This window comes from Pantoea sp. JGM49, assembly GCF_018257655.1.
In the GTDB taxonomy this organism is placed as follows: domain Bacteria; phylum Pseudomonadota; class Gammaproteobacteria; order Enterobacterales; family Enterobacteriaceae; genus Pantoea; species Pantoea communis.
On the sequence record NZ_JAERJM010000001.1, the window covers coordinates 204012 to 224230 of the forward strand.

Genomic DNA, 20219 nt, shown 5'->3' on the forward strand with positions numbered 1-20219 from the left:
CGGCTATTTATTGAGATGATTGATGATTCTTCTGAGGGTGTTGTAGGGACCTTCAAGCGTGATGTCATTGCCATCGTTACTTATATAAATGCGCTGGGATTTAAATCTTCTGTATTTCGCTATCTGCAGCTCATAATAACCTTGCTCAGTTTGCTGGTAATGGTATTTCTCCAGAACTGAATCCAGGTCGCTTTGGCGAATGGGGGTCTTAAATTTAAGCCACGCAATATTAGTAAGCCAAAAGCTTGCTGCAAGCCCGCATAGCATACCGGTAAAGCCGCCGGTGATATTAACATGAGTTAATTGGGGTAATAGCCATTTGATCACGGCTGAAAAGAATAGGCCGATGAGAATGAAAAACGCGATTCTGAAACTGTCCTTTTGCCATTGCTTTATCAGGCTAAGGCGATGAAGCGAATAGTGAAATTTCAATTTTGACTCCGTTCAAAATGTTAATTCGTTCATGATTATAGCGTTATCTGTTCGTGGCTGGCGAATTGTTATCCCGTGTTTTCCAATATCTGTTTTGCCTGCGTATATTCCCAGGACGTTATTTCAATCTTGTTGCCACTGAGATCGCTGAAGTAAAGGGACATTGAGATATCGTGGTCACTGACGGTATAGGTGATTTTTTTGGAGTTGAGGATAGGTATGAGTTCGAGAAACGTTGACGCGTTTACGGCGAAAGCCATGGTGTGGCCTGGGTGATGTGAGTTTCTCAGGAAGAGGGAAAGTGATGCGCCATTATTCCTGATGACCAGCGGCCCTCCTTGTTCAAACCAGAAATAAAGGAAGCTATCGCGGGTGAAGCCAAGGGTTTCCTGATACCAGCGTTCTGCTTTATCGATATCGTCAACGTAGACGTGGATATGGTCGATTTTGGTTATGTTCATATGGCTCGATCCTTATTTGTGCTTTGGAGATGTTTGCTGAAGAATATGCGAGATACAACCGACTGAGCACAGCACAACACGGGATTTACCATAATGTTTTGGGGCGTATTTTGTTGGTAAGCTGGCGGCTGGCGGCTGGCGGCTGGCGGCTGGCGGCTGGCGGCTGGCGGGTAAGGTCCGCTGTGAGCGAAAAGGAGACGTAAAAGCCCCCTACCTAAGTTATGGATACGTCACCGGGATGGGTACTGGCTTTTAAGTTTTCAGGGCTTTTAGCAAGCCCCTAGATTGTGAATTAAAACTAACTGTTGAAATGTTAAATGCAAGTCAGATCATTCATCATCAGTTATTGGAATCAAAGTGAGTTGCATATAGCGCACTGCTTCTCGTTGTAAATCATCCCAAGAATTAGTTGAATGATGTTTTATATCAGCAAGAGCATTCTGACAGCCCTGTGTATTACAGTTATCCTTTTTACTCTCATTGAAAACTTTTTTTTCGTCATGAAAATAAACCACTTCATCTGCTGACATACTTTTTTCATTGTCAGTGGATAGATAATAAATTGAACCAGAGTATTTAACTAATTTTTCATTATAGAGATACCAGCTTTCAGTTCGTATCGGTAGTCGCTTTCCTTCGGGATACGCCGCATCAAAACGGATACGCATCCTAAATAACTTAAAAGGTCCAAATGCCTGTAAGGCAGCATAAACCCCTTCATCATTTCGTTGATACCATCGAGCCATCTCTTTATTGACAGGATGGAGCGCCCCCGATTTTTGGGTAATACCTTTAGTTGTAGAGTAGTCTATATTAGCTTGAGCCGCCGCTATTCTCGCAGGTGGTAAATGTCCAGTAAGAACCGTCGATTTCTCATTGGTATTTATATTAACTAGTGGGCAACGCTGATGCATAATATTGGTTAGACGCATATTTGTTAAATTTGTACCAACAAGTGTTACAACCGGAATGGTGGTATCAGGATAGCCATAGGGGGTAGTGACAAAGAGACACCCTTGATGTTCGTTAACAGGACTTTGTGTTCTTCTTTTATCCTGGCTGACAAGATACCTAAATGATGATGAGCCTCTGAATTCACGGGAAAACTTCAGGTCTTTTTCAGGCAAATTCTTTATTGTCGCAAGATATCCGGGTTGTTGGTATAGTGATGGATATAGTTGTACGTATAATTCAGCAAGCACATAGTCACCATCCAGCGATACCGGCATATCAACCCCTAAAATAGATCGGTTATCAGCTTCTGGTAAAAGTGTATAACTGCGAGTTTCATCTTTTGATGTATATTTGTATCCCGGATCAAGGAACGTAGTGACCCCGCTCATTGTTGAAAACCAATGAAACTTGCGAGTAGTATGTCTGTATGTTGCCGTAACAGTAGCCCCCTTTGTCAGACTTTCCAGTACAGACCTGTTTTCTTCATCAGAAAGCACAGGTGAATAAAGATCACTAACCCCAAAAATGAAATGTATCGTTTTATTTTCAACTGCAAGGCAACTTGATGCTGGCAATATAAAAAAAATCAATATTGCTGATATTATCTTCTTCATTCTATTATCCCTTTACGCGCTTCATGTCCTACTAAAACCTTATCACAAACAGATGAAACTGCAACACTCGAGGATAACTCCCGATTAATACGCTAGCAAAAAGCAGAGTCAGTTCACATAATGAAATATGCATCTATCGATGCAAATTATTTAGCCTTTCATTTAAAATGTCACGCTATTTTCCATTTCCGCCACGGCACAGAGTGTGCTGTGCGCAGGCCAGCATCCGCGTTGAGCGGACGTTAATTCGGCTTGATTACAAGGGGGCCTCAAGAGAGGTTGATTATCCATAGCATGGGGTGATAAGAACGGGATAACTGAACAAAGTTATCTTTCGATGCGGCTGCAAGCGCGGGGTGATTCAAATGGTTTAACAAGAGGCCGTGGCAAAAATTATCTGTCTCAGAAATTCCAGAGCGTGTTACAGTTAGAATTAAAAACCATAAGCAGATCTATGCTTAATATAGCCTAAATAAGCATGTGAACTTTCCCTATATTTGCATTTCTCTATGCCGGTGAATAAAGAAATAACTATGATTAGTATAACGATTACATAGAAGATAAAAAATCACCTATACCATCCAGTCTACACTAGATAACATTTTCGCATCCTTTCATTGTGATTAGCGCCTACTCTTGTGATTGAGACATCCTAATTGAGGAAAAAGTGCTGCGTAGCAGTTATATCACCTGATTACCTAGCCCTGTGCAGGGAGTTTTGCGAAAAATAACGACAAAAACGTGTGATCATGGCACAGAGCAGGCTTGTTCGTTCGAATGGTCCGCTGCGAGCGAGGAGATGAGCATTCGCATCCATACTAATATTAGCTCTAAGCAGTAGGAATTGAACTTAGCGATTCATTGTGATCCTGTTCTTCACAAAATAATTATTTAGGTCTTTCTGCTGATAATGCAGGTTTCAGATATTCACGCCTCACCCGAAAATGATCATCTACTTCCGTTTGACCAAGTATTAAATTAGCTTATGCATCTGAAACCGGATGTACTGGTGCTTACAGGTGATCTAACCGATGGGCATTGGCAGGAAGCTTATAAACAGATAGCTGACTGCCTAAATCAGCAAAGTTACCCTTCATTGATACTGCCGTGTAATTCAGACGACCGAGGTTTGCGGGCATACCAGCCTACATTTGTGGCTCCGTCTGCGCGGCTAATCCTATCTGGTTTGGAACAGTAAATGTCCCCTATGCGAATGCCCCGCCAGCATTGATGATAGACAGCTATGTCGATAACTCTATTACTAGTGACTACGTTTGGGTTTAACTAGCATTCAGAAAACGTATAGACCTCATAGAGATCGACCTGATCGCCAGTGATTAACGCATAATGTTGCGAGGGAACAATATCCGCTGTTGGCACACAGCGGACCATCTGACTGAGCTGAATGTCTGCTGAGAGCGAGGAACGGACGTCAGGCGTAGCTATCACAACTGATGTTCAATAACTAGATTCGTACTGAGTAAATCAAAGCGGAGAATGTCTCTATCGCTCTGTCCGAGCAATTTTTTGCCTGCAAATATATCTGATCATTGATGCTGGCTGATCTAGTACTGTTTGATGCATACTCACAACATAAATATCAGGCTTTCGCTTTACATTTCAACAAATGGCAATATTCATAAATAAATGGAGGTGTTCATGGGCTGGGAACTTCATATCGTAAGAACAGAAAATTGGTTTGATAGTTCAAATGATCCAATTACGAGTGAAGAATGGCTTCAGCTCGTTTATAATGATGAAGAATTATCAATTGATAATAAGAATGGTGATTTCTTTGCTACATGGAATGTCCATCAACCACATAATGAACCTTGGCTCGAATGGTATGATGGACGAATTTACACCAAGCAACCCTGTGAGACCCTGTATTGTAAGATGTTGCAGATCGCGGTCAAGTTAGATGCCGTCGTTGTCGATGATGATGATCGCAAATATTTATTACCGAGTGATTTGATGAATCCATCTTGGGCTAATTCATCGGCTGACACTGAAAAGAAAAGTTCTTTATGGCGTAAGGTGATTTCAAGGTTATTTCCATAATAATTAAAGCTTAGCGGCGTAAATAAATACGTAAAGGTTCGATTGCTTGATCTTTTTTTCTATTGGAATTTTCTGGTGCTTGTAGATTTAGAAACTGTATTTTTCAGTTGGCCTGCGAACCATAATTAACATATCTCAATGTCAGCTCCTGGCACGTAGCGGAAATGCCTGTAGGACTGTGGGGTCCGAAGTGAGCGCTCGGCGGAAGCTGGTAACGGTTCTAACCACTGATGATGGCATTACTAAAATCGCGGTGCATTAATCCGCGGGGAGCAAGTCATGATAGCTGGAGAGACTTTTTTTATATCGACCTCGTGATTCACTATTCGAGATATAATTCATGAAAATACATCTTTGGTTCTATTCTCTTATTCGTGCATGTGGAGCGCTGTGTGTCATTTCACTGTGCTGCCAATGTAGAGCGCACGATCTTTTGGGCTTGATGCTATATGCCCCGTCAAATTCGGCATCTGACTGAATTATATAGGCCGTGATATCGAATCGCTTCAGACCGTGCTGCGCGCGTAAATTTATCAAGTCACTCCAAGTTATAACGCCATGCTCTTTCAGTTCGTTATCCAGCAACGCCACAATGGAAACGGGGATTTGGTAATCCTCGACCTGACGAAGCGTATGCCGAAGACTCATCACTAACCAACCCCATCCACGGGCGTGCGCCCATGTTCGTCCTGCATTTGATTTGACCCGGTTGATGCTTAGCGCCATTCTGTCTGTCGGTTTTATCTCTATAAGCAAGCCACGGCCGTCTACCGTAGCGATGAACAGATCTGGGTAATAATATCGATTTCTCCCCCCGAAGGTATAGGGGATGACGGCTGGCTGTTCCTGATAATAGGCTATCTGTTCACTACGTTCCAGCAGTGTCAATATTTCAAGCTCAAGCCCGGATTCGTATTGCACCATACGGTCGAGTTTCTCAGAGTAGAAATTACCGGCAATATCCGAATCGTTGACCAGACGCTGGTTTGTAAGCTGCTCAGTGGGTGGGGGCGGTGTGATGGCCTCTGGCCATTCACTGTCATTCAACCAACCGGTGATGACAGATTCGGTTCTTTCCATTACTGCTCGATTGCGGTTCTGCTTACGCAATTGCGCCTTGTGTGACCGCTCTATAGCGGGCAACAATGCGGTCACTTCAGTTACTTTCTGAACGGTGAAACCGGCAGTGCGAAGAATGAACTTCGCTGCCAGTCTAAGCGGAATGACGAAATCAAAACGAACTGTATTGAACAACCACAATGCCAATTCATCGGTGGAGGTAGAAGCTGGCTCCAGCAGTTTTTTCAGTGCTGAGCCATATGTGCCCTCATAGCGTGCGCGTGCTGCTAAACGTTTAAATCCTCGTTCCTGAATTTGACGCACTCTCTCCCTGGATACGCCCCATTCCTCTCCAATTTCAGCCAATGTGTGGGGCTGATCGTCTACACCGAGGCGCATTTCAAGCGCGTTCCGATCACGCTCTTTGGGCAAATTTGCCACTGCAGCACTGACGAGCATCAGTACATCGGCGTCAGTGGCGTTATCTGCCGGGAACTCTGTGTATACGTTAAGCTCATGGCTTTTATCCGGCGCTTGTAGGTTGCCAGCGCCACTTGTTGATTGCTGACCATCAGGTGTTGGTTGTAATGTTAAGTTTCGGGCAGAAACGACACCCTTGCGGATAACAGGTGCCGGACAAATTGCTTGAACCAGCGAATGGAGATCGACATCTCCCTTCTCGCGCATATAGATGGCTAGCACTTCCACCGCATGAATATGGCTTGCCGGTTTGTCTGCCGATGGGATCAAACGCATTGCTGCTGCAGTTATGCTGCCGGAGGTGCGCTGGTGGAGCTTTGCAAGTTGAGTCGTAGTGTGTCCGCATTTGATCCCATTGACCAGTTCAAGAAACTCTCGGTACTCCCAGGGTGCGCCATGCCGGGCCGGCAAGCGTTTGGACTCTTCAGACTCAGATGCAGCTTTAAGCTCGGTCATTATCGTTTACTACCTGCTCATGCGGGAAAAATATTCCACTTTGATGCTTGGTATTTGCCATTGCAACTTTTGTGTTTGGCATAACTGGCACGAATAATATCACTTCAGATTGCAGTTAATTACGTTAGGTATGTATGAAAGGGGTCAAGGTATCATTCAATCTGTACGTTTTGATATAGAAGCCAGACCTTGACTACCTCTAACCTAGCATCAAAGTTGTAGGCTTGTCAGTATTATCGGGAAAACCCACACTGGCAAAAGGACTGCCATGGCCATGCTGCTTTTTAATCAACTGGCCTACATATTTAACACGAATTGCCTGTTCAGCGATGCGTCCGACAAACTCTGATCGCTTACTTTCTGGATCGCTGTTTACTGTGCGGATGAAAGTGCGTGTGCTACTTCCGTTGTTGGCACGGAGCGGACATCTACAACAGCCAAGATCCACTGTGAGCGAACAGCAGACTTTAGTGAATCTACTCAATAGATTTCATCATTCCTTATAGACACCTCAGTAATGTACCAGCCCGCCGTCTACAGCATACTGGCTGCCAGTAACATAGGATGCTTCATCGGACAGGAGGAAGAGTGCAACCGCAGCGGCTTCTTCTGCTGTGCCTGCGCGACCTAAAGGAACCTGGCTTACCACGAAATCTTCAAATTGCTGACGCGACTCCTCTGGCATAAAGTGCCTGAAATTAGTTTCAATTGGGCCTGGCACTAAAGTGTTGGCGCGAATGCCACGTTCCGCCAGCGCAGATGCCCAGCTTTTGACCATGGCGATAACGGCACCTTTCGTCGCTGCATACAGGCTTGTCATAGCCGCACCTTCGTAAGTTGAAGAGGACGAAGTAACCAGAACGGATGCACCTAAATTAAGTGATTTTGATAGGGCGGCAAGCTGTAGCATCGGGCCGCGCACATTTGCGTTCATCATACGATTAAAAGAATCCGCCGTTACAGATTCCGGAGAACTGACCTCCGCGAAGCCAGCATTGAGCCATAATCCATCAAGTGAACCCCAATCGCTAATAGCTTCCTTTAGCGTATTGATGTCAACTTCGCTTGCAGAGTCACTTTTCAAAATAAGCGATGTTTTAGGCAGCAGAGTACGGGCGCGTTCCAGTCTTTCTTCACTGAGCCCTGTAATAGCTACATTACCACCCTCAGCGATAATGCGCAGCGCGCCTGCCAGTCCCATGCCACTTGTACCACCAGTGATCAGTATACGTTTACCCTGAAACCTGCCCATGCTTAGTCCTTTTTTTGGCGGAGGAATGAGCATTTACCTTACGTAAACAGAACACTGTTCGTCATCCATTTCATTACGCAACTAAGGCATTGCTGATTGAACTACAGCTTCTGGTACGGAATGGACCAACTGGCGAGATGTCAGGTCGGCTTTCAGCGTGAAGCAGATCTTGTCTTTCCGGCGCGAACAGCGTCGAAATTTGCAGGCGCCTAATATGACCTCACTAAATAAGGTGACAGAAAATCCTCCACTTCGTGTTTGTCGATACCTGGCGTATAGCTGATACCTGCATTCTTTAAAATATTGAGTGCTTACCGTCTGTTTCCTTGATGTGGGGCTTCTGTCGCAACAATATCAATGGCCGAGGATGTGCTTAGCCTTCATAAACACTGTTACCAGTTGAAGTATGCCCAGCGTTCCGCTTCACCGGGAGTCATCCCGACCACGATTTTTAGGGCGTTGAGTAACAGATCGATTTGCACGGGATCAGAGGCCTTCTGCACTTCAGTGATCAATTGCAAAATCACGGCACCGTTGGTGACTCTCACGCCACGTTGGGTGATTTCACCTGCGGCCGCTTCAATCACAACGGTTTCAGCAGTGGCTTTGTCGCGAAGCGCATCTAAGTGAAGGAAAGACTTCGCGCTATTGGTTGACTGTTGTGCGCTCTGATACATGATTTTATCCTTTATGTCCGCTACTCAAACGTCATTATGGTCAGGCTGTAACGTATAACAATCGCAATCAATGGGTAGAGTGCGGGTTCTGTACAGGGTGTAATTTCGACTCATGTCGAAACCACATGTGAAATAAATTTAGCGCATTTTGTCAAAATTGGGAGGGCGGTTATCACCAAAAACCGTTCTGGCATCGTCGATAAATCTTACCAGAACAATTTATGCTCAAAGGCATCTTCGATGTTTGCGGTTTGTTATGCGGGGATGTTTTACGTGGAGTGTATTATCAGCTTATGCCTGATAACTCAGTTGCTTCGCCAGTGGTGTAGCGAAAGACTGATTCTGGCAACTCATTTTGAGAGTGTCGTCCCTGACAGTGTCTCCGGCCGGTATACGCTTACGCGTAACCGATGAGGTCATCCGCTTCGTCGTCTTCCGGCCGGAACCGGATTACGTCCTTTGGCTTCAGTTCATTAATCGTTAATTCAGTTCATTATTCAGGCTAACTAAGGTTTGCAAATAAGGTATTTGCTCCTCGGCGACTGAAGATGACTCAAAGCTCATTAACCAGTTTCTGGCTTTAGCGATTTGAGTCAAGCGGTCAATATTATTCTCTGATTTAGACATCAAACCAAGCTGTGAAAAAAGGTTTGCAACACTGATTTCCTTTCGACATAAAGCAAGGCTTAATGCGGCTTCACCAATGATAATATGGCTTTTTCATGATCTTGAAATAACAATGAAAATCCTCCATCAGATCGAATTAATGAAAACCTCAATTTAAACTTAGAAGCTATTTTCAATATTGCATTACGACTCGTCTTAATAATGTCATGGTGTGGATTTTCATGATCAATAAAAGCGAAGGCTTTAAATATTCAATCTGGTGTTTCCATCATGCGGAACGGGGTTTGTTCATTTTTAATACAGCGTGAGGCACGGGCTTTAATGATTTTATAAAAAATGGATTATTTATGTGGGAAAAGTGCCTGTTCATCAAAAGGTTAACACACCCTTTCACAGGCTATTCGAATCATTTTTGTTCGCTTCCGCTAGAGAATCATTTAGCTATCCAACGACATCGGCTTCTCCCCACCCGGCGGCAAACCAAACAACCCCCGCACCCAATTTAGAAACGCGCCATAAGGCCTTCCCAAACACAGCATCATCAACGCAGCACCGAGCGTACCGCGCACTAATCCACTACCCGATGCACCGCTAAAAGCAATGATTGCTGCATAGATCGGCACCTGAAAACTCACCAGCGCGACACTGTCCCACAGCAGTTTCGAAACCCGGCCCGATCCCGCACGCTGCATTACCCAATCGCGCCACAAGCCGTAAGGGCGGGCAACTGGCACCATCAAAACGGCACCACTCAAACGGGCATGCAGCACCTGATCCCACGCCATGCCGGCGATCCATCGTTCATTAATCATGCCCGTCGTGGTGAAAAATAAAATCAGTGCAGTGGTATCCGCCATAAAGGCCGTTCGGCGCATGCGCTGGTCTTGAGGTTGAGGCAAAGTGCATTTCCTATATGAAGTCGTGAGAAAAACAGTCGTTCAACTTTGTAGCGAACCCTCCTTTCACCCTAGCCCAAAACCACCGCAGCACATCCATCTCACCGTTAAAACCCGCCAAAACTAAATCTCCTTTCCTGCCAACTGCTTTGCACCATCCCGAAGGATCCCGCTTGATCAAACTGCCCGACATAGTAATACTGTTTTTATATACAGTATATTCTTGAAGGCCATCATTATGGTGTTTTATCAACCGGCGGAACTCCGCGCCATCCTCAGTTTGCCCTTGTTTATCAGTCGTGTGCCGTGCGGCTTTCCGTCACCGGCGCAGGATTACGTTGAGCAGCGTATTGACCTCAATGATCTCTGCGTCACGCATCCCAGCGCCACTTACTTCATCAAAGTCAGCGGTGACTCGATGATTGAGGGCGGAATCAGTGATGGCGATATGCTGATCGTCGATAGTGCTGTAGAACCCGAGCAGGGTGATGTGGTGGTGGCTGCTATCGCGGGGGAATTCACGGTGAAGCAGCTGATGCTGAAGCCTTGCTTGCACCTCAAACCGATGAATGCGGCGCACGCCATCATTCCCATTCCCGACCCGGATCAGTTTGAGATTTTCGGTGTCGTTAAACATGTCATCAAGACGCTGAGACGGTAATGTTTGCGCTGGTGGATGTGAACTCATTCTATGCCTCGTGTGAGACGGTATTCAGGCCGGATCTCAAAGGCAAGCCGGTGATTGTGTTAAGCAACAACGATGGCTGCGTCATCGCACGTTCGGCCGAGGCCAAGAAGCTGGATATCGGCATGGGCGGCCCCTATTTCAAAATCAAAGATGTGTTGCGTCGCCATAACGTGCATGTGTTCAGCTCTAACTATGCGCTCTACGCCGATATGAGTCTGCGCGTGATGACGATACTGGAAGAGATGGCGCCCGCCGTTGAGATCTACTCCATCGATGAAGCGTTTATGAACCTGACGGGCGTGCGGAATTGCCGCGTGCTGGAAGAGTTCGGACGGGAAATCCAGCAGCGGGTGAAACGCGAAACGCATCTGGCGGTAGGGGTGGGGATCGCGCCCACCAAAACCCTTGCCAAGCTGGCTAACCATGCCGCTAAGAAATGGAGTAAAACCGGCGGCGTGCTGGATCTCTCCAACCTTGAGCGGCAAAAGAAGTTAATGGCGTTAGTCGATGTGGCGGATGTGTGGGGCGTAGGGCGTCGTATCAGCAAGAAGCTGAATGCCATGGGCATCACCACCGCGCTGGATTTATCGGAGCAGAGCACCTGGGTGATCCGTAAGCACTTCAATGTGGTACTGGAGCGCACCGTGCGCGAGCTGCGCGGTGAGCCCTGTCTCGAACTGGAAGAGTTTGCGCCCGTGAAGCAGCAGATTGTCTGCTCACGCTCGTTTGCGGGACGTATCACGGAGTACGCCGATATGCGTGAAGCGGTGTGCAACTATGCCGTGCGCGCCGCCGAAAAGTTGCGTGGCGAACGGCAGTATTGTCGACAGATCGGCGTGTTTATTCGCACCAGCCCGCATGCGGAGGGTGAAATCTTTTACGGTAATCAGGCGATCATTAAAGTACTAACGCCCACCAATGACAGCCGCGATATTATCCGCGTGGCCACCGAGGCGCTGGATCGCATCTGGCGGGAAGGGTGCCGCTATATGAAAGCGGGGGTAATGTTAGGTGACTTCTTCAGTCAGGGTGTGGCGCAGCTCAATTTGTTTGATGACATCCAGCCGCAGGCGAATAGCGAAACGCTGATGCGGGTGATCGATGGCATTAATCAAAGCGGGAAAGGGAAGCTATGGTTCGCCGGACAAGGAATCCAGAAATCCTGGGCGATGAAACGTGAGATGTTATCTCCGGCGTATACCACCCGATACGCAGATCTCCCGGTGGCGAAGTAAATAGCGGATTAGCGCATAACATGAGCAGCCACTTTTTACCGGGCGTTAGGAAATGGCTGAATATGCCCGTATACCGCCACGATAAGCCGACAAAATGCCAATCCATGCCATACTTGGCAAGGCCGATTTTTCACGATGTCGCGGGGGAAAAGAGATGCGTTCAGTGGTGATTAGCGCAGTTGTCGCAGTAGCGGGTGGGGTATGCGGTGCCTTACTCAGCCAAAATGAAACCCTCTTTGCCGCGAAAGTGAGTGCCCCACCTTCCGATCCCGCCATCAACTGGACCACGCCCGCTATTGCCGGTTACGGCAAAGTGCACTATGACGCCAGCAGCGCATTCCAGCCCAGCAGTGCGCTGAGTAACAAAGTGGTCTTCAAAGTCAGTCGTGGCGCGGAAGAACGCAGTCAGGTGAATCCGGCGCTGGAGCATGTGGCACAAGTGGTGAATACCTATGTGGCGGCCGGCGTGCCGGCAAAGCAGTTAAAATTTGTGGTAGCGGTGAATGGCGAAGCGACGCCCGCGATGCTGGAAAACACCCGTTTTCGACAGCTGTTTGGTGTGGATAATCCCAACCTTGCGCTGATATCGGCGCTGGAACAGCAGGGCGTCAAAGTCACGGTGTGCGATCAGGCGCTTGCATGGCATCACTACGAACCTCAATGGATTGCAGATTCAGTGATCCATACACCTTCCGCACTCACCACGATGACCACGCTGCAAAATCAGGGGTACGCTTTACTGAGTATGTGATCGCGTTTGTGGCTTTGCTGGCCCCTGCAAGAACCTCAACGCCATGATTGCTGCTTCAGCTTAATGACTCTTCGATCAAAAACAACTCGAAACCGTGCTGGAAGTCTGCCAACACACCTCAACATTATCTGAAGCGGGCCGACATTTATTTGCGGTCTCGCGGCAGCATAAAAAACAGCCAAATGATGCCGATCGCTTACGTAAATACCTTATGCGCTTTGGGTTGAGTTGGGAAAATATCCAGAAAAAATGAAAGCTATCATTTGAGGCGCTGAGCGGGAATTTCATATGGGATGGCTTTGCATTACTGGAATCTTAAAGGCACGCTGCGCTTTTAATTGCCACCATACCAGATGAATGTCTTCGCTTGGCCTTTGCGTTCGGTTTAATTAAAACATTAATTAAATCAATGGCAATACAATCCAGGAATAGACTGTTTTTTCTTCAAGGCGCTGTAAATTACGCGGCGATTTTGCTTTAATTAACTGACGAAGCAAGATGAGAGGACAGCATGACAAAAGCCTATATAACAAAATATGCATTAACCCGGGGCATTTACATCGCAGAAGGCGAACTCAAAAACGATGGCGAGGTATTTGTACAGCGTCGCGATCGTGAGTACAACTTTGAGCAGTTCTTTAAGAAAAAAGAGTTTCAGTTAACCGAAGAAGAAGCCCTGGCGCGTGCGGATAAAATGCGTGCGGCGCAACTTAAAAAGCTGGCGAAGGAATATCAAAAACTGAGTGAGCTGGAATTCACGATTAAAGAGTGAACGTAAGTCAGTGGATGTTCGTCAATTGACTGATAACTCGTGGGTCTGTTTGTTTGATGGGTAACTGAAAGAAATGCGTTAAGATTTCGAAAAAATAATGAAACCCCATTTTATATTACGACCCAAGCCCTGTGAAACGCCGCCTTCAGGCGGCGTTTTTAATTGTCCGATCGCACGAATATTGCGCGCTATTGCTGAAAAATAGTATGGGTGTGTAAGAATAGCGAAGCGGCGAGAGGTATTGCCGATTATGTTAATTCGCAGACTTAGGTTACTGTAATATTACGGACCAATAATAAGCAGAGGTTCGCGTGCGCGAAAACGAGATCGATATCAATTATTACGCCACCGAAATCCGGAAATTAGCAGCAGCACATCAGGCCGGAGAAACGCTGAGTGATGTAAAGGCCAGGGTGGATAGCCTTATTCAGCGAATGAAGGAGAGTCTTGGTAGTGATAAAGCCTGGCAGGCGAAGAATTGGGAGGCACTGTTGGATCAGTTGAATATCTATTTGACTAACAAGGTTGATCCGAAGTGGATGACGGTGATCTCTCATGCCAAATTCCGCATTAAAAGCCGCAGACAGACCGCCATCTATTCACGAAAACACTTCAAACAATAAGGCTTTTGCCGCCCGGTCGGGCGGCAAATAAGTCATCCAAGCCAATGGTGGATAGTGAGATTAATCGCGCCGCCGCCGACAATCAGCCAGATAAACAACATCAAACCTAATAACAGCGGACGCAGACCGGCTCGCTTCAGCTGACTGATATGGGTGGTGAGACCCAGTGCGGCCATCGCCATGGCGAGCAGCACGTTATCCAGCTGATTAATGACCGCAATCGCCGAGGCGGGAATCAGATGCGCTGAGTTAAACAGCGCCACCAGAATAAATGCCAGTGCAAACCATGGGAAAGTAATACGCTGTTTTTCCCCGCTGGTGGCCGGTGCGCTGCGGCGTACCATCACCCCGATCACCACCAGGAACGGTGCCAGCATCATTACGCGCAGCATTTTGGCGATCACCGCCGCATTTTCTGTTTCCGGGCTAATGGCATGTCCGGCCGCCACGACCTGCGCCACTTCATGCATGGTCGAACCGGTGTAAATACCAAATTCACTCAGGCTCAGGCCCGGCAGTAATGGCGAAACGCTATGCCAAATCAGCGGGTAAAGGAAAATCGCCAGTGTACCGAAGATCACCACAGTCGCGACCGCCACCGCCACTTTGGACGATTCGGCTTTAATCACCGGTTCGGTCGCCAATACGGCGGCGGCACCGCAAATACTGCTACCTGCACCAATCAACCACGCGGTTTCACGATCCAGTTTCAGGATTTTACGTCCCAGCCAGCAGGCGAGGGTAAAGGTGCTGGTCAGCATCAGTACATCAATCACCACACCGCTGACGCCGACATCCAGCACCTGCTGGAAGGTGAGACGGAAGCCATAAAGGATAATGCCGAGACGCAGCAGTTTCTGTTTGGCAAACTGTACGCCCGCGTCGCAGTGACCGTGCACCGTCGGGAAGAGCGTGTTGCCGAGAATGATCCCGCCGATGATGGCCAGCGTCAGGGCGCCTAACCCCAGCTGCGCGACCGACGGCAGATTACCGAGCCATGCCGTTGCCAGCGCAATGGCCGCCGTAAGCAGCAAACCGGGCGCGAAATGCGCCATACCCTGTGAGTGTTTGTGTAGAGAGATATCAGCCATAACGCCTCCTGTGTTGCCGTTATGATGCGGAGAGATGGCTTGAAAGAAAAACTGATTATATCGTTAGAACAAATCTGAATAAGTGGTAAAGACGGGGATGAACGCAGATAAAGGCGGAGAGGGCGCGGCGAAATCGGTGTTCGCGGCGCCTTGTCGGGTTAAATCACCATACCCAAAATTTGCAGTGTGCTGCGCTGCGAGGCGGTGACGAACGGGATGTCTTTGATGTGCTGCATGCCAAAGGCTTCCCAAAACTTACGTGCACGCACGTTTTCAGCCATCACTTCCAGCCACATGTAACCTTCCTGCTTCTCACGGGCTTCATTGATGATGCTTTGGAACATGATTTTGCCGAAGTTCTTACCGGTCTGATCGGGATTCAGGTAGAGCTTATTCAACATGGCGCCCGTCATGCCGGAATCAGGAACCGGTGTATTCCAGGTGACCTTGGCAAAACCTACCGGGTGATCGGTCTCGGCGATCAGCCAGCTCTCGTTTTCCGCCGCGAGGCTGCTCTGCAGCACCGTCAGGCCATATTCTTTATCGATAAACGCATCCATTTCGTCGGTTGAAACCCACATATGTTTGAAATGCGCGCTGTAGGTCATGCGTCCCAGCTGATGAAGCAGTTCCGCGTCCTCGGCCTGAGCCTTGCGTATGGTGAAATTCATGTAAGATGTCCTGTTATCCGTCCCTATTGATGGTCGTGCAGCCAAACGTTCCATCGCTGACTTTTCAGCAGGGTACTTTAACAGGGAGAGACGGTTCCGACACATGCTAAGTGTGGAATCAGAATAGTGATGCGCCCTCCGACTGGAGAGCGCAGGGATGCGTAAGGCATCAGAACAAATAACGGGCTCCCAGAACAAACTGGTTTTCTACCAGATGCGCTTTCATTTGCTCATCTTTAAGGCCACGAGCGTTCCCGAATGTATTGTATCCGCTCTCTATTTTGCCCATATCCACATAACGGTAGCCAAGGTCCAGGCTCACCTGCTCAATCGGCGTGTAGCTAATACCGGCGCCGACACTGTAGGTCAGGTTGTTTTGCGTGGTTGAAGCATACTGACGAGAGGAGTTGCCTTGCCAACCGCCTGCTTTGATTTTACTGACGCCGACGCCTGCGGTGCCGTACAACGCAACGTTATAGCCGATTTGATAGTCACGATACACGTTCAGCATCAAGCGCTGGACATCGGTTTGCAGATGGTTATAGCTGGAAGTGAAAGTCGATGAACCACTGGTGAATTCGGATTTCTGACCAAAGGTATATTCGCCTTCCGTGCGCCAGCCATTGCCCCATTGATAACCGGCTGCAAGCGCTGCCGCGCCGTTATGTGCCTTTTCATTGCCTGCAACAAATTGCCCCACGCCAGGACGTGCGCTGGTATCCATCTCTTTGGCACGTTGTTCACTTTGCAGATATTTTGCAGAGGCGTAATAGCCTTCACGGGTTTCGGCTGCAACAGCGCTGCCCGCAGCAAACAGCATAGGCATAGCAAAGATTAACGCATTAAGTTTCATATGATTCCGTTCTCATTCTTTATCAGGTAGAGAACGCATCATAAGAAAGGCCAATCACGAGAAAAATTCGGTTGAATACTTAGGCAACCTGGTAGAGTTACGTAAGGTAGCTAAGAGCCTAAACGCAAGGTTTCAGCGCGCCTGGCGGTCTCATAAACGTATTGCAGCATCGGCTCTAAATCGGCATCCGGCCCGGAGCTGATAATTTTGCCACGCAGCCACTCAATTTCGCTGGTGATGTCGGGATGGAAAATGGTGTTGTTCTGCGCGTTACGCAGCCATTTCAGCAGAAAGTTATTCTTGCCGCGCACGCCGGCGGGTTTGCGCGTTTTTGCATTGATCTTCAGCGCCACCAAGATGCAGTAATAGAAATGCACGCGCTGACTGTAGCTCTGGGGGATCATAGGCTGTTACCCGCCATGACATCGCAAAAGTGTGAACCTGATCGGATTTTCATCGTCCTGAATGCCTGCCTGAAAGCGCCATTTGGCGCAGATATGGGCCTTTATCGGCCTTTTTTCCGCCTTGAATCGCGCGGTAACCGCACCATAAGCCAATCGGCGGCGCGGATGCAAGTAAGGAAAATCTGGTAAATGAGGCGTCACCAGGGAAAGAGGGCGGGCAAAATTTAAGGTCTTAAAAAAGCGAAGCGTTATAAAAGGAAAGGGGGCGATTTTTTGCCGTTGCAAAGACCTGAAACAGACACTTTTCTCATGCATTAACCCACTGTGCCTGGCAAAACTGTGATCTCCGTCTAGACTTAATGTTGACGATGTTCGCAGTCAGGTTGCTGTGTTGGCTATAAAGTTGTGCGTTTGTGGAGAGTTACCTATCGCAGTCCCCCGTTTTTGGCTCAATCTCCTCGCCTCAGTCCAGACATCCAACTGAAAACACCCAGCCTGACTTCGAACATCCTGTTAAAGCCTAATGAACAGGAGGAGACGTGACCCCTGCGGTTAATCAGAACAGCACCTTGCCGTCACTCAGCGGCGGTCTTTATGCCTTCTTTTTTGATGTCGACGGCACATTAGCGACCATTCAGTCGCAACCCGAGTCGGTTTCCATCCCCGCATCGGTGCGCCAGCATCTGCAACAAATCTCCAATCTGAGTCATGGCGCCCTGGCGCTGGTATCGGGCCGTCCGATTGCGCAACTGGATGCACTGGTTGCGCCACTGGAAGCGCCCGCGGCGGGCGTGCATGGTGCGGAACGCCGTGACGCCAGTGGGCACGTGCACCGGCATTCGCTGCCTGGCGACATTGCGCAAACGCTGCAAACCGAACTGCAGCAAACACTCGACCAATGGCCAGGCACCCTGCTGGAAGTGAAAGGCATGGCGTTTGCGCTGCACTATCGCAACGCGCCCGAGTACGAAAAATCCATCATGCAACTGGCGGAAGACGCCGTGACGCGCTTTCCTGCGCTGGCACTACAGCCGGGCAAGTGTGTGGTGGAGCTAAAACCGCAGGGCATCGATAAAGGTGCTGCGGTACGTGAATTTATGCAAGAAGCCCCCTTTATTGGCCGCATTCCGGTCTTCGTGGGTGACGATCTGACCGATGAAAAAGGATTTCTCGCCGTTAACGCCATGCAGGGCATTTCAGTCAAGGTCGGAGAAGGCGCCAGCCATGCGCGCTACCGTCTCGACAGCGTTGATGCGGTATGGCACTGGCTGGCGCAACTATTATTACAACTAGAACATGACATCGTCGGTAAGGAGTCAAGGTTATGAGTCGTTTAGTCGTGGTATCTAACCGTATCGCCATTCCGGATAAAGGCAAAGCCAGCGCGGGTGGTCTTGCGGTGGGCATTTTGGACGCGTTACGCACCACCGGAGGCTTGTGGTTTGGCTGGAACGGAGAAATCAGTGAATTCTCTGGCGAGGAAGAAGATGAGCCACTTTCGCAGATGGAACAGGATGGCATTACTTATGCCTCACTGCCGCTCAATCAGAACGATTATGATCAGTACTACTGCCAGTTCTCTAATACCGTTATCTGGCCGGCTTTCCACTATCGTCTGGATTTAGTGCAGTATCAGCGCGAAGCCTGGGATGGCTATTGCCGTGTGAACACCTTGCTGGCCCAGCGCCTGAAGCCGCTGCTGCAACCTGACGATGTGTTGTGGATCCATGATTACCATCTGCTGCCGTTTGCTGCTGAGTTGCGCAAACTGGGCGTCAACAATCGTATCGGCTTCTTCCTGCACATTCCGTTCCCGACGCCGGAGATCTTCAATGCGCTGCCACCGCATCAGACACTGCTGGAGATGCTGTGCGATTACGACCTGCTGGGATTCCAGACCGAGTCCGATCGCGTAGCCTTCCTCGATAGCCTCAGCCAGTTGACGCAGTTGCAGAATAAAGGCGAGAAGAAACACCGTGCCTTTGGCAATACCTTTATGACGGAGGTGTATCCGATTGGTATTGAGCCGGATAGCATCAAAGAGATGGCCGAAGGACATCTGCCACCGAAAATGGCGGCGATGAAACGTGAGCTGGGCGATGTACAAAATATTATTGCCAGCGAGCGGCTCGATTATTCAAAAGGATTGCCGGAACGCTTTCTGGCTTATGAGGCACTGCTGGAGAATTTCCCGCAGCATCGCGGCAATATCCGTTATTCACAAATCGCGCCGACGTCCCGTGGCGATGTGCAGGCCTATCAGGATATTCGCCATCAATTAGAGACAGAAGCGGGGCGTATTAATGGTAAGTACGGCACGCTCGGCTGGACACCGCTCTATTATCTGAACCAGCACTTTGATCGCCGCCTATTGATGAAAATCTTCCGCTTAACCGATGTGGGTCTGGTCACGCCACTGCGTGACGGCATGAACCTGGTGGCGAAAGAGTATGTTGCCGCGCAGGACCCGGACAATCCGGGCGTGCTGGTGCTGTCACGCTTTGCCGGGGCGGCGAACGAACTGACATCGGCACTGATCGTCAATCCTTACGATCGTGATGAAGTCGCCGCCGCACTCGACAGAGCGCTCACCATGCCGCGCACCGAGCGTATCTCGCGCTACAACGACATGATGGCGGTGTTGCGCAAGCAGGATATTACGCAATGGCGTGAGAGCTTCCTGCGTGATTTAAATGCGTTACCTGCGCGCAGCGCCGATCATGGTATCGCCAATAAAGTGGCGACCTTCCAGAAACTCGCTTAAATCTGCTTCCCGGTGCGCAATGCTGCGCACCGTTTTCACTGCCCATCTTAAACCTGCGAAATCGTTTTCATTTCCTTAAGGAGTAACTGCCTGACACGGCAGCTAAAATCGCACGTTTTGGTTAAAAAGCGTGCAATCGAACGTGAAAAAAGCTTTTTTTTCATGTCGGCCCTAAAGGTTTGGTTGGTCAGGCCGATAGTTATCTCAAATCAATGCGTCAAATCCCCAATTCATTCATATCACTAATGTAACGCACTGTTACATCCACTGCCGTCCGCTAAACACTCCCTACAAAGCCCTAACAGTTCCCAGGCGCGCTGCGTCCAGTCTTCACGCTTATCTATCATCATGGTGGTAGTGCATTTCAGCAATATTCCCTGTAAGTGATTAATTTAGAA

The 20219-nt window shown here is 48.5% G+C and carries 20 protein-coding genes and 1 pseudogene; 9 read left to right on the top strand and 12 right to left on the bottom strand.

Annotated features, from left to right (window positions below; translation table 11 throughout):
* Positions 1–3: 3 nt before the first annotated feature.
* From JK231_RS01105 to JK231_RS01115, 3 genes are all read right to left on the bottom strand, one after another.
* On the bottom strand, positions 4–432 hold the full coding sequence (locus tag JK231_RS01105) for a hypothetical protein (protein WP_211727811.1): 429 nt from the start codon (positions 430–432) through the stop codon (positions 4–6).
* 68 nt (positions 433–500) lie between these two features.
* Positions 501–893: a VOC family protein gene (locus JK231_RS01110; protein ID WP_211727812.1), complete on the bottom strand. Its 393-nt coding sequence runs from the start codon at positions 891–893 to the stop codon at positions 501–503.
* Positions 894–1222: 329 nt separating this feature from the next.
* Positions 1223–2461 carry a hypothetical protein gene (locus JK231_RS01115; protein WP_211727813.1) on the bottom strand — a complete coding sequence of 413 codons (1239 nt, stop codon included), beginning with the start codon at positions 2459–2461 and terminating at the stop codon, positions 1223–1225.
* 1659 nt (positions 2462–4120) lie between these two features.
* Between JK231_RS01115 and JK231_RS01120 the strand changes: the two genes are divergently transcribed.
* Entirely contained in the window at positions 4121–4522 is a 402-nt protein-coding gene (locus JK231_RS01120; protein ID WP_211727814.1) for a hypothetical protein, read from the top strand.
* Between the two features lie 360 nt (positions 4523–4882).
* On the opposite strand, the gene JK231_RS01125 is transcribed toward JK231_RS01120, so the two are convergent.
* The 4 genes from JK231_RS01125 to alaE all read right to left on the bottom strand — a co-directional run bounded on the left by JK231_RS01125 (position 4883) and on the right by alaE (position 9948).
* Positions 4883–6517: a sigma factor-like helix-turn-helix DNA-binding protein gene (locus tag JK231_RS01125; protein WP_160868197.1), complete on the bottom strand. Its 1635-nt coding sequence runs from the start codon at positions 6515–6517 to the stop codon at positions 4883–4885.
* A 511-nt stretch (positions 6518–7028) separates the two neighbouring features.
* Positions 7029–7769: an SDR family oxidoreductase gene (locus tag JK231_RS01130; RefSeq protein WP_211727815.1), complete on the bottom strand. Its 741-nt coding sequence runs from the start codon at positions 7767–7769 to the stop codon at positions 7029–7031.
* A gap of 392 nt (positions 7770–8161) precedes the next feature.
* Positions 8162–8446: a biofilm development regulator YmgB/AriR family protein gene (locus tag JK231_RS01135; protein WP_058959699.1), complete on the bottom strand. Its 285-nt coding sequence runs from the start codon at positions 8444–8446 to the stop codon at positions 8162–8164.
* 1064 nt (positions 8447–9510) lie between these two features.
* Complete coding sequence (alaE, locus tag JK231_RS01140; protein WP_211727816.1) at positions 9511–9948, bottom strand: L-alanine exporter AlaE; 438 nt, start codon at positions 9946–9948, stop codon at positions 9511–9513.
* Between the two features lie 259 nt (positions 9949–10207).
* Between alaE and umuD the strand changes: the two genes are divergently transcribed.
* The 6 genes and pseudogenes from umuD (at position 10208) to JK231_RS01165 (ending at position 14038) form a co-directional block, all read left to right on the top strand.
* Positions 10208–10630: a translesion error-prone DNA polymerase V autoproteolytic subunit gene (gene umuD / locus JK231_RS01145; protein WP_034821888.1), complete on the top strand. Its 423-nt coding sequence runs from the start codon at positions 10208–10210 to the stop codon at positions 10628–10630.
* A complete protein-coding gene (umuC, locus tag JK231_RS01150) occupies positions 10630–11892 on the top strand; it encodes a translesion error-prone DNA polymerase V subunit UmuC (RefSeq protein WP_097119227.1) in 1263 nt (420 codons plus the stop codon). The genes umuD and umuC overlap by 1 nt, the downstream gene beginning before the upstream one ends.
* A 154-nt stretch (positions 11893–12046) precedes the next feature.
* The gene (locus tag JK231_RS01155) at positions 12047–12643 is read left to right on the top strand and encodes a DsrE family protein (protein WP_038647436.1); all 597 of its coding nucleotides are present in this window, start codon (positions 12047–12049) and stop codon (positions 12641–12643) included.
* Positions 12644–12710: 67 nt separating this feature from the next.
* Positions 12711–12896: pseudogene (locus JK231_RS25435) on the top strand (sigma 54-dependent transcriptional regulator); the annotation flags it as partial.
* 258 nt (positions 12897–13154) lie between these two features.
* On the top strand, positions 13155–13415 hold the full coding sequence (locus tag JK231_RS01160) for a hypothetical protein (protein WP_058959703.1): 261 nt from the start codon (positions 13155–13157) through the stop codon (positions 13413–13415).
* A gap of 311 nt (positions 13416–13726) precedes the next feature.
* The gene (locus JK231_RS01165; RefSeq protein ID WP_058959704.1) at positions 13727–14038 is read left to right on the top strand and encodes a hypothetical protein; all 312 of its coding nucleotides are present in this window, start codon (positions 13727–13729) and stop codon (positions 14036–14038) included.
* A gap of 32 nt (positions 14039–14070) precedes the next feature.
* Here JK231_RS01165 and JK231_RS01170 read toward each other — a convergent pair whose 3' ends face one another.
* The 5 genes from JK231_RS01170 to JK231_RS01190 form a co-directional block, all read right to left on the bottom strand.
* The gene (locus JK231_RS01170) at positions 14071–15129 is read right to left on the bottom strand and encodes a YeiH family putative sulfate export transporter (protein WP_211727817.1); all 1059 of its coding nucleotides are present in this window, start codon (positions 15127–15129) and stop codon (positions 14071–14073) included.
* A 158-nt stretch (positions 15130–15287) separates the two neighbouring features.
* Positions 15288–15800, bottom strand: a complete 513-nt coding sequence (locus JK231_RS01175) for a GNAT family N-acetyltransferase (protein ID WP_034821865.1) — start codon at positions 15798–15800, stop codon at positions 15288–15290.
* Positions 15801–15969: 169 nt separating this feature from the next.
* Entirely contained in the window at positions 15970–16653 is a 684-nt protein-coding gene (locus JK231_RS01180) for an outer membrane beta-barrel protein (protein ID WP_211727818.1), read from the bottom strand.
* 110 nt (positions 16654–16763) lie between these two features.
* Positions 16764–17054, bottom strand: coding sequence for a hypothetical protein (locus JK231_RS01185; RefSeq protein WP_034822107.1), 291 nt, complete (start codon positions 17052–17054; stop codon positions 16764–16766).
* 9 nt (positions 17055–17063) lie between these two features.
* The gene (locus JK231_RS01190; protein WP_160834653.1) at positions 17064–17372 is read right to left on the bottom strand and encodes a hypothetical protein; all 309 of its coding nucleotides are present in this window, start codon (positions 17370–17372) and stop codon (positions 17064–17066) included.
* A gap of 224 nt (positions 17373–17596) precedes the next feature.
* Here JK231_RS01190 and otsB point away from each other — a divergent pair, with 224 nt between their 5' ends.
* On the top strand, positions 17597–18385 hold the full coding sequence (gene otsB, locus JK231_RS01195; RefSeq protein ID WP_034821859.1) for a trehalose-phosphatase: 789 nt from the start codon (positions 17597–17599) through the stop codon (positions 18383–18385).
* Positions 18382–19821 (top strand): alpha,alpha-trehalose-phosphate synthase, encoded by a 1440-nt coding sequence (gene otsA / locus JK231_RS01200; RefSeq protein WP_211727819.1) that lies wholly within the window; start codon positions 18382–18384, stop codon positions 19819–19821. Before otsB ends, otsA begins: the two co-directional genes overlap by 4 nt.
* The last annotated feature ends 398 nt before the right edge of the window (positions 19822–20219 follow it).